The sequence below is a fragment of the Mizugakiibacter sp. genome, from assembly GCF_039680435.1.
Taxonomy (GTDB): domain Bacteria; phylum Pseudomonadota; class Gammaproteobacteria; order Xanthomonadales; family Rhodanobacteraceae; genus Mizugakiibacter.
Window position 1 is genome coordinate 1 of the sequence record NZ_JBDKSX010000116.1, and the last position, 8,240, is coordinate 8,240.

Below are 8,240 nucleotides of genomic sequence, written 5' to 3' on the forward strand. Positions count from 1 at the left end.
CGCGCGCCGCGCTGCGCGGCGGCGACGCCGAGCGCGCGCTGGCGCTGGCGCGCGGCGCCGACGTCGGCGCGCTGACCGCGTCGCAGCGCCGCCAGCGCCTGCAACTGATCGGCCTCGCCCACGACCGCGCCGGGCGCGCGGCGGAGGCGGTGCTGGCGTTCCGCGAGGCGCAGGCGGACGCGGCGGCGCCGCTGCCCGCCCTGATCGCGCGCGCCGAACTGGAACCCGCGCTGGCGCCGCTGCTCGCGCTGCCGCCGCTGTCGACGCCGCGCGAGGCCGCGCCGGTGCTGCTGGTCGGCCTGCCCGGCTCCGGCGTCGAGCGCGTCGCCGCGCTGCTCGCCGACCAGCCGGGCGTGCGCCTGCGCCGCGACCGTTTCGAGCGCCATCCCGACTTCTTCGCCGAAGCCGGCGAGGCGCGCCTGCTGGTACCGCTCTCCGAAGGCGAGCTGGCGGTGCTGGCGCGCCGCTACGCGCGCGCGCTGGCGCGCCGCCCGGGTACCGGCGTGCTGGTCGACTGGCTGCCGCACCTCGACGCGCGCCTGCTGCCGGCGATCAAGCGCGCGCTGCCCGGCACGCGCCTGCTGGTGGTCGAGCGCGCCGCCGAGGACGCGCTGCTGAACTGGCTGGCGTTCGGTTGGTCGGCCGGCTACGCGGCCGCGGACGCGGAGGCCAGCGCGGCCTGGCTGAAGCGCGCCGGCGAACAGATCGCGCTGGCCGCCGCCGTGCTGCCGACGCTGCGCGTGGACGCCGATGCGCTGCTGGCCGCGCCGGCCGAGGCGGGTGCCGCGCTGGTGGACTTCCTCGGCCTCGACGCGCTGGTGCCGGGGGCGCAGTTCGCGCAGAGCGCGCGCAGCACGCTGGGCGGGCTGCCGACCGCGTTCCCGTCCGGCCACGCCGCGCGCTACCGCGAGGTGCTGGCGCCGGCCTTCGCCGCGCTGCGCTGAGCGGTCGCGGCGGCCTGCGCCGCGCATCGCCGCGGTGTAGGCTTCGGCTTCCCGCCGCGCGGAGAGCCTCGCCATGCGCCGCCTGCCGACGTTCGTGCCGTGCCTGCTGCTGGCCGCGCTGGCGCTGCCGGCGCGCGCCGCCGTGGTGCCGGAGGCGCTGCGCGTGCCGCCCGGTTTCCGCGTCGAGGTGTTCAGCGCCGACGTGCCGAGCGCGCGCGAGATCGCGCTGGGCGCGCGCGGCACCGTGTTCGTCGGCTCGATGGCCGCGGGCAAGGTGTACGCGCTGACCGACGCCGACGGCGACGGCCGCGCCGAGCGCGTGCGCGTGGTCGCCAGCGGCCTGCAGATGCCGGTCGGCGTCGCCTTCCGCGACGGCGACCTCTACGTGTCCGCGGTCAGCCGCATCCTGCGCCTGCGCGCGATCGGGGACCACCTGGACGACCCGCCGGCGCCCGAGGTCGTCACCGACAAGCTGCCGCGCGAGACCCACCACGGCTGGCGCTATCTCGCGTTCGGCCCGGACGGCAAGCTGTACGTGCCGATCGGCGCGCCGTGCAACGTCTGCGACCGCGCCGGCTACGCCAAGCTGACGCGCATGGACGCCGACGGCACGCACTGGCAGGACGTCGCCTACGGCATCCGCAACACGGTCGGCTTCACCTGGCAGCCGGGCAGCGGCACGCTGTGGTTCACCGACAACGGCCGCGACTGGATGGGCGACGACATGCCGTCGGACGAGCTGAACCGCCTCGACCGCGTCGGCGAGCACTTCGGCTTCCCATACTGCCACCAGGGCGACACCCTCGACCCCGAGTTCGGCCGCGGCAAGTCGTGCAAGGACTACGCGCCGCCGGCGCACCGACTGGGCGCGCACGTCGCCGCGCTGGGCCTGGCGTTCTACGACGGCACGCAGTTCCCGGCGCGCTGGCGCGGCGCGCTGTTCATCGCCGAGCACGGCTCGTGGAACCGCTCGGTCAAGTCCGGCTACCGCGTGGTCGCCGTGCATGTCGACGCGCGCGGCCGCGTGCGCGGCGAGGAAACCTTCCTCGACGGCTTCCTGCAGGGCGACAGCGCGCGCGGCCGGCCGGTCGACGTCAAGGTGGCGCCGGACGGCGCACTGCTGGTGTCCGACGACCTGGCCGGCGCGGTCTATCGCATCACCTACGGCGCTGCGCCGACGTCGCGGCGCTGACGCATCCACCCGATCTTCGCAAGGAGCAACGACCATGAAGCTGAGCAGCCGCAGTTTCGCCGACGGCCAGCGCATCCCCGCCGAGTTCGCCTTCGGCAAGCCGGGGCCGGACAGCCCGTGCATCCTCTCCGACAACCGCAACCCGCAGCTCGCTTGGTCCGGCGCGCCCGACGGCACGCGCTCGTTCGTGCTGATGTGCATCGACACCGACGTGCCGACGCGCGGCGACGACGTCAACCAGGCCGGGCGCACGGTGCCCCACGACCTGCCGCGCACCGACTTCGTGCACTGGCTGATGATCGACATCCCGCGCGAATGCGGCGAGCTGGCCGCCGGCAGTTGCAGCGACGGCATCGTCGCGCGCGGCAAGCGCGATCCGTCCGGCCCGCCCGGCAGCCGCCAGGGCGTCAACGACTACACCGGCTGGTTCGCCGGCGACGCCGAGATGGCCGGCGACTATCTCGGCTACGACGGTCCCTGCCCGCCGTGGAACGACGAGCGCCTGCACCACTACCGCTTCCGCCTGTACGCGCTGGACGTGCCGAGCCTGCAGCTGCACGGCCGCTTCGGCCTCGCCGAGGCGCAGCGCGCGATGCAGGGCCACGTGCTGGCCGAGGCCGAGCTGACCGGCATCTACAGCCTCAACCCGAAGGCGCGCGGCTGAGTGCAGCCGGCGCCCCCAGCGCAGGGCGCGGCAAGCGAAGCGCATCGAATCCGCGCGGGCCGCCGACCGCATGCGGTTCGCACCGCCCACCGCCTCCTGCGCACTTCGGCCGCGGTTTCGCCAGCGGATCGGAGCCGGAGCGCCTCCCACCAGCGCCATCCGTTTGCGCCAACGCAAGGTTCGGCGCCGGCGCGGCCCTAGGCTGGAGAACGTGCGGGCGCCGCCGCGCCGCGCACGACGATCGCGCGCGCCGTCCGGCCGCGCGCCAGACGGAGAGCACACATGACCAATTCGACCGAACCCGTCCGCCCTGGCCTGGACGAGCGCATCGACCAGCGCGCGGAGCGCGTCAAACACGCCACCTCGGCCGCGGTCGAGCGGACCAAGGAAGCGATCGAACGCGCCGCCGAGGCCTTCGAGGAGAAGGCCCACGCCGGCACCGACGCCACCGCGCGCGTCAGCAAACGCGTGGCGGCGCAGGCCGGCGCCGCGCGCGAGCGCGGCAGCGAGGCGCTGGACGAGGCGGTGGCAAAAGCGCAGGGCGCGCTCGATCACGTGCGCGGCTACGTGCGCGAGAAGCCGATGCAGTCGCTGGCGATCGCGGTCGCCGGCGGCTGGCTGGTCGGCCAACTGCTGCGTCGCCGCGCGAAGCCGTGAACGCGACCGCCGCGGATGCGTCCGCGGCGCCGGACGCGGACGCATCGCCGCCCGCACCCGCTGCCGCGGCGTGGGAACAGGCGCTCGACGCGGCGCGCACGCTGCTGGACGCGGCGCGCGGCTTCGCCGGCGCGCTGGCGGCGCTGGTCGCCAGCGAGCTGCGCCTCGCGCGCGCGACGCTGCCGCTGTTCATCGCCGGCTGCGTGCTGCTGCTGGTGTTGGCGCTGTCGGCGTGGGTCTCGCTGGTGGCGCTGCTCGGCTACGCGTTCTATGCGCTGACCGCCTCGCTCGGCGCCGCGCTGCTGCTGCTGACGGCGAGCCACGCGCTGCTGCTGGCGCTGTGCATCGGCCTGCTGCGGCGCGGGCTGCGCCTGCTGACCCTGCCCGGCACGCGCGCCGAGCTGGGTGCGCTGCTGCGCGCGCCGCCGCGGCGCGCCGACAGGGGCGCATCATGAGCCCGCGCGGCTGGCTGCGGCGCCGTCGCGAGCGCGTCGGCCTGCGCCGCGCGCTGCGCGAACGGCGCGCGGCGCAGGCGCGGCTGGCCGTCGAGCGCGGCCGCATCGACGACGTGCTCGCGCGCGGCGCCGCGCTGTATCGCCGCCATCCGCTGCCGGCGCTGGCCGCGGCCGGCGCGCTGGGGGTGGCGCTGGGCCGCTACGGACACGGCGCGGCGCTCGCCGCGCGCGGCTTGCGCAGCGCCGTCGCCCTCGCCTACGGCGTCGCCCGCGCCTGGTTGTGAGAGACGCAGTCGAGCGCCGACGCCATGGCGGTGGTAGTGTCGGCGGCCGCGACCACGCCGACTCGTCCGACCCGCATGACCCAGAGCCCCGCCTCCGCCGCGTCCCTCGCCGACACGCTCGCCCTCGCCCGCCGCGCCCGCGAGCAGGGGCGTCCGCAGGAAGCCGCCGCCGCCTACGCGCGCATCGCCGACGCCGATCCCGCACACGTCGAAGCGCTGAGTTTCCTCGGCATGCGCGCACTGGCCGAGAATCGTGCCGAGCAGGCCGTGGCCCTGTACGAGCGCGTGCACGCGCTGCTGCCGGACGACGCGTCCGCGCTGCTGCAACTGGGCACCGCGCTGGCCGCTGCGGACCGGCTCGAGGAGGCGCAGCGTGTGCTGCAGGATGCAATCGCGCGGACGCCGGAACTGTTCGTCGCACGCCTGCGGCTCGGCCAGGTGCTGGAGCGCCGCGGCGACGCGCACGGCGCGCTGGTGCAGTACTACCGCGCCATCATCGACGCGCAGAACCAGGGCCGCTGGCTGAACGACGCGACGACGCACCCGAACGCACGCGCGGCAGTCCAGCGCGCGATGACTTTCGTCGACGTCGAGCGACTGCGCCTGTTCGACGACGTCATCGCGCCGATCCGCGAGCGCTACGGACGCGACGAGCTCGGTCGCGTCGAACGCTGCCTCAGCGTCTATCTGCACCTCGAACCGCCCGAGTACGCCGATCCGCGCCAGCAGCCGAAATTCCTGTACTTCCCCGGCCTGCCCACTCACCCTTTCTTCCCGACGGAGCTGTTCCCGTGGGTGGAGGCCTTCGAGGCCGAGACCGCGGCCATCCGCACCGAGATGCTGGCCGCGCTCGCCACCGACAGCGGCTTCGAACCGTTCCTGGGCCATCACAAGCCCGAGGACCTGCGCGGCCTCCTGCACAACGAGCGCGGCGCGCCGGCGTGGAACGCGTTCTTCTTCTACCGCCACGGCCAGCCGTTCGAGGAAAACCGGCAACGCTGTCCGCACACCGCCGCCGTGCTCGACAGCCTGCCGCTGGCGCGCATCCGCGACCACGCGCCGGAAATCTGCTTCTCGGTGCTGACCGCCGGCTCGCACATCCTGCCGCACCGCGGCGTGACCAACACGCGCGCGGTGGTGCACCTGCCGCTGGTGGTGCCGGGTTCGAACCAGTGCGCGCTGGTCGCCGGCGGCGAACCGCACTACTGGCAGGAAGGTCGCGCGATGGCGTTCGACGACACCTTCGAGCACGAGGCTTGGAACCGCGGCGACTCGACGCGCGTGATCGTGCTGATGGACGCCTGGAACCCGTATCTGACCGAGGCCGAGCGCACCGCGCTGACCGAACTGATCGCGGCAATTGGCGACTTCAACCGCGAAACCGAGCAGCCCCCGCTGACCGAGTAGGCCGTCGTCCGCTCACGCCCCGGCCGGCAACCCCAGCAGCAGCGCCGCGCCCAGCGCGATGCGGTACCACGCGAACGCGGTGAAGCGGTGGCTGCGGATGTAGCCGAGCAGCCACTTCACGGCGACGAACGCGGTCAGCGTCGACACGACGAACGCCACGCCCAGCGCGGCCCAGTCCTCGTGCGCGGCGCCGGCCTTGCAGGTCTTCAGCAACTCGTAGCCGCTGGCCGCGTACATGGTCGGGATGCCGACCAGGAAGGCGAATTCGGTGGCCGCCGCGCGGTCGCGCGTGCCGGCCAGCATCGCGATGAAGATCGTCGCCGCCGAGCGCGAGGTGCCGGGAAACACCGCCGCCACCACCTGCGCCAGGCCGACCAGCACGGCGACCGTCCAGGTGATGCGCGTGCTTTCCGGCCGCCGTTCCGCCAGCCGTTCGGCGGCGAACATCCACACGCCGCCGATCACCAGCGCCCAGGCGATCGGCGTCACCGTCTCCGGCAGCTTGTAGCCGAGTCGCGTCACGGCGAAGCCGAGCCCCGCGGTGATCAGGAACGCGACGACCAGCTTGGCCGCGTAGTCGCGGTTCTCCGCGCGGCCGAACCCGATCAGCAGGCCCCACAGCCGCCGCCAGTAGATCAGCGTCACCGCCAGGATCGCGCCGGCCTGGATCACCACGTTGAACATGTCCGAGCGCGCGCCCAGCCAGTGCTCCGCGATCAGCAGATGCCCCGTGCTGGAAATCGGCAGGAACTCGGTGATGCCCTCGATGATGCCCAGCAGGATGGCGGTGATCAGGTCGTTCATGCGTGCGCGGCTCCGGTCAAAACGCGCCAAGTGTACGGGTAACGGCTGGCGCGGGGCTGGCTTGGGTGAACGGCGGGCATGCCGGGAATAAGGAATGCGCGCCGTCTTCGCGTTGCGAAGCGACCTCGAGCCGTGGATCCGGCGAAGCTCCGCCGCCGCTCGGGTTACGCGGCGGTGTCAGGTTGCGGGATCAGGCCGTGCATCGGGATGGAAGTGGTTGATTGGCGGCGTAACCCAACACCGGCGCAGCGAGAGGTGGCAGGTTTAGGCTGCGGGTTTACACTCCGCATCACCATCGAATTGTAGTTAGCCGCAAGGGGGAAGATATGGCACTTGTTTCGTGTCCAGAGTGTAAAGCGTCTGTATCAGATCAAGCATCGAACTGCCCACACTGCGGGTTCCCGATCAGGGAGGTCACCGTTACGGAAAACTTGCAGGGCTCGCCCAGCGTTTCATCCGGTAGTGCTCGCAAGGGTGGAGGGCACGTGTGGGCCTGGGTCCTAGGCATCATTGTCGCTATCCCCATCGTTCTCATCGGGGGTATCTATGTGCACAATAAAACCATCGGGCCAGTCGGTTGGGCACGAGGCAACACCGCTAAATCGCTCAGGGAGCAAATGAAAGACCCGGATTCTATGGTTATACGTTCTTCGTACGTGGTGCAAAAAACGGACGACAAGGGCAATCAGTTCATTTACATCTGCGGCATCGTTGATGGCAAGAACAGCTTTGGCGGATACGCCGGTGGGACGCGCTTCGCGTCCAAGAGCGAATATTCAAAGTCATTGGACACATTCGACACGTGGTCGGTTCAAATGGACGATCCAGAGCAGGAGCGAACAGCAAAAAGCGTAGGCATGCTGTCAAGCTTCGACAGTGTGTACTGGAACGATTGGTGCGTGGATGCGAACCATCCAGCCATTGTCGCGAGCAAGAGCGGCTAATATCTCGATCAACCGGCCGCTGCGCGGCACGGCTTAACTCAGGCGTTAGCTGCCTATGGAAGATCACATGCAACCTGACTGGGGCGCCATCTACGCTGACGTGGAGGACTTCCTCATCCCCGGGCTTGGCCTCAGTGCATATGATCGGTCGCTGTACTATCACCTCTTGCGTCATACAAGACTAAAGGGACAGGAGTCGGCAATGTTTGCTATTGGCCCACTGTCAAAGGCCACCGGCGTTAGTGATTTCAAAGTTCGTGAGGTAGTTCGCGATCTCCATCAAAAGGGCTGTCTTCGCATCGAAGACCGTACCCGACTCGGGCACAAAATAACCGTGCTTCTCCCCACGGAGATTCCCGCACTCGCGAGGCCAAGCACACAAACCGAGCCCATTGATTTGTTGGCCATAGACTTCTTCTCTAATCGCCAGTACTTGGGTGCCATTCTGGCGCGGGAGAGTGGCGCTTGCTTCTACTGTCTCAAAAAGCTGACCCATGAGACCTGCGAGCTGGACCATGTGTCGCCGCAGAAAGATGGGCTGGACAATTCCTACAAAAATATTGCTGCCTCCTGCCACGGCTGCAATAAGGCAAAAGGTGACCGCCCTGCTGAGGACTTTATTCGCTCTTTGTATCGCTCCGGCGCACTCAATGAGAAAGAGCTGCAACTTCGGCTCGCTGCCATCGAGTCCCTTCGAGTAGGCCATATTGTTCCAGAGCTGGCCGCGTCGTACGGCAGCTAACAATTCATGTAAGGACTCCCCGATAGTTCCTACGGTTTAGTGGACACCCTGACCTAACGTTTCAGGAGTGCCCCATGCCCAAGCCAGGTCCGAGGACGACCACTCGGTACAGCGCCGACTTCAAGGCCACCGCCGTACGCCTGAGCC

Annotated in this window: 9 protein-coding genes and 1 pseudogene; 9 read left to right on the forward strand and 1 reads right to left on the reverse strand. The window is 70.4% G+C overall.

Translation table 11 applies throughout. The features are described 5' to 3' along the window. The 7 genes and pseudogenes from ABFC67_RS12575 to ABFC67_RS12605 form a co-directional block, all read left to right on the forward strand. Nucleotides 1-944 (forward strand): annotated as a pseudogene (locus ABFC67_RS12575) (hypothetical protein); the annotation flags it as partial. A gap of 73 nt (nucleotides 945-1,017) precedes the next feature. After that, nucleotides 1,018-2,136, forward strand: coding sequence for a PQQ-dependent sugar dehydrogenase (locus ABFC67_RS12580; RefSeq protein ID WP_346738376.1), 1,119 nt, complete (start codon nucleotides 1,018-1,020; stop codon nucleotides 2,134-2,136). Nucleotides 2,137-2,170: 34 nt separating this feature from the next. Next, the gene (locus ABFC67_RS12585; RefSeq protein ID WP_346738377.1) at nucleotides 2,171-2,800 is read left to right on the forward strand and encodes a YbhB/YbcL family Raf kinase inhibitor-like protein; all 630 of its coding nucleotides are present in this window, start codon (nucleotides 2,171-2,173) and stop codon (nucleotides 2,798-2,800) included. A gap of 282 nt (nucleotides 2,801-3,082) precedes the next feature. Further along, nucleotides 3,083-3,457, forward strand: coding sequence for a hypothetical protein (locus tag ABFC67_RS12590; RefSeq protein WP_346738378.1), 375 nt, complete (start codon nucleotides 3,083-3,085; stop codon nucleotides 3,455-3,457). Continuing rightward, a complete protein-coding gene (locus tag ABFC67_RS12595; protein ID WP_346738379.1) occupies nucleotides 3,454-3,912 on the forward strand; it encodes a hypothetical protein in 459 nt (152 codons plus the stop codon). Before ABFC67_RS12590 ends, ABFC67_RS12595 begins: the two co-directional genes overlap by 4 nt. Next, on the forward strand, nucleotides 3,909-4,196 hold the full coding sequence (locus tag ABFC67_RS12600) for a hypothetical protein (RefSeq protein ID WP_346738380.1): 288 nt from the start codon (nucleotides 3,909-3,911) through the stop codon (nucleotides 4,194-4,196). The genes ABFC67_RS12595 and ABFC67_RS12600 overlap by 4 nt, the downstream gene beginning before the upstream one ends. 75 nt (nucleotides 4,197-4,271) lie before the next feature. Next, nucleotides 4,272-5,603: an aspartyl/asparaginyl beta-hydroxylase domain-containing protein gene (locus ABFC67_RS12605; RefSeq protein ID WP_346738381.1), complete on the forward strand. Its 1,332-nt coding sequence runs from the start codon at nucleotides 4,272-4,274 to the stop codon at nucleotides 5,601-5,603. 12 nt (nucleotides 5,604-5,615) lie between these two features. On the opposite strand, the gene ABFC67_RS12610 is transcribed toward ABFC67_RS12605, so the two are convergent. Beyond that, a complete protein-coding gene (locus ABFC67_RS12610; protein ID WP_346738382.1) occupies nucleotides 5,616-6,407 on the reverse strand; it encodes an undecaprenyl-diphosphate phosphatase in 792 nt (263 codons plus the stop codon). Between the two features lie 485 nt (nucleotides 6,408-6,892). Between ABFC67_RS12610 and ABFC67_RS12615 the strand changes: the two genes are divergently transcribed. Both ABFC67_RS12615 and ABFC67_RS12620 read left to right on the forward strand, forming a co-directional pair. Further along, the gene (locus tag ABFC67_RS12615) at nucleotides 6,893-7,351 is read left to right on the forward strand and encodes a hypothetical protein (protein ID WP_346738383.1); all 459 of its coding nucleotides are present in this window, start codon (nucleotides 6,893-6,895) and stop codon (nucleotides 7,349-7,351) included. Between the two features lie 67 nt (nucleotides 7,352-7,418). Continuing rightward, on the forward strand, nucleotides 7,419-8,093 hold the full coding sequence (locus ABFC67_RS12620) for an HNH endonuclease signature motif containing protein (RefSeq protein WP_346738384.1): 675 nt from the start codon (nucleotides 7,419-7,421) through the stop codon (nucleotides 8,091-8,093). Nucleotides 8,094-8,240 lie beyond the last annotated feature (147 nt).

Excerpts from the sequence above, each read along its gene's own strand:
- ABFC67_RS12580 (WP_346738376.1), top strand. The coding sequence starts at position 1,018 with ATGCGCCGCCTGCCGACGTTCGTGCCGTGCCTGCTGCTGGCCGCGCTG.
- ABFC67_RS12585 (WP_346738377.1), top strand. The coding sequence starts at position 2,171 with ATGAAGCTGAGCAGCCGCAGTTTCGCCGACGGCCAGCGCATCCCCGCC.
- ABFC67_RS12590 (WP_346738378.1), top strand. The coding sequence starts at position 3,083 with ATGACCAATTCGACCGAACCCGTCCGCCCTGGCCTGGACGAGCGCATC.
- ABFC67_RS12600 (WP_346738380.1), top strand. The coding sequence starts at position 3,909 with ATGAGCCCGCGCGGCTGGCTGCGGCGCCGTCGCGAGCGCGTCGGCCTG.
- ABFC67_RS12605 (WP_346738381.1), top strand. The coding sequence starts at position 4,272 with ATGACCCAGAGCCCCGCCTCCGCCGCGTCCCTCGCCGACACGCTCGCC.
- ABFC67_RS12610 (WP_346738382.1), bottom strand. The coding sequence starts at position 6,407 with ATGAACGACCTGATCACCGCCATCCTGCTGGGCATCATCGAGGGCATC.
- ABFC67_RS12620 (WP_346738384.1), top strand. The coding sequence starts at position 7,419 with ATGCAACCTGACTGGGGCGCCATCTACGCTGACGTGGAGGACTTCCTC.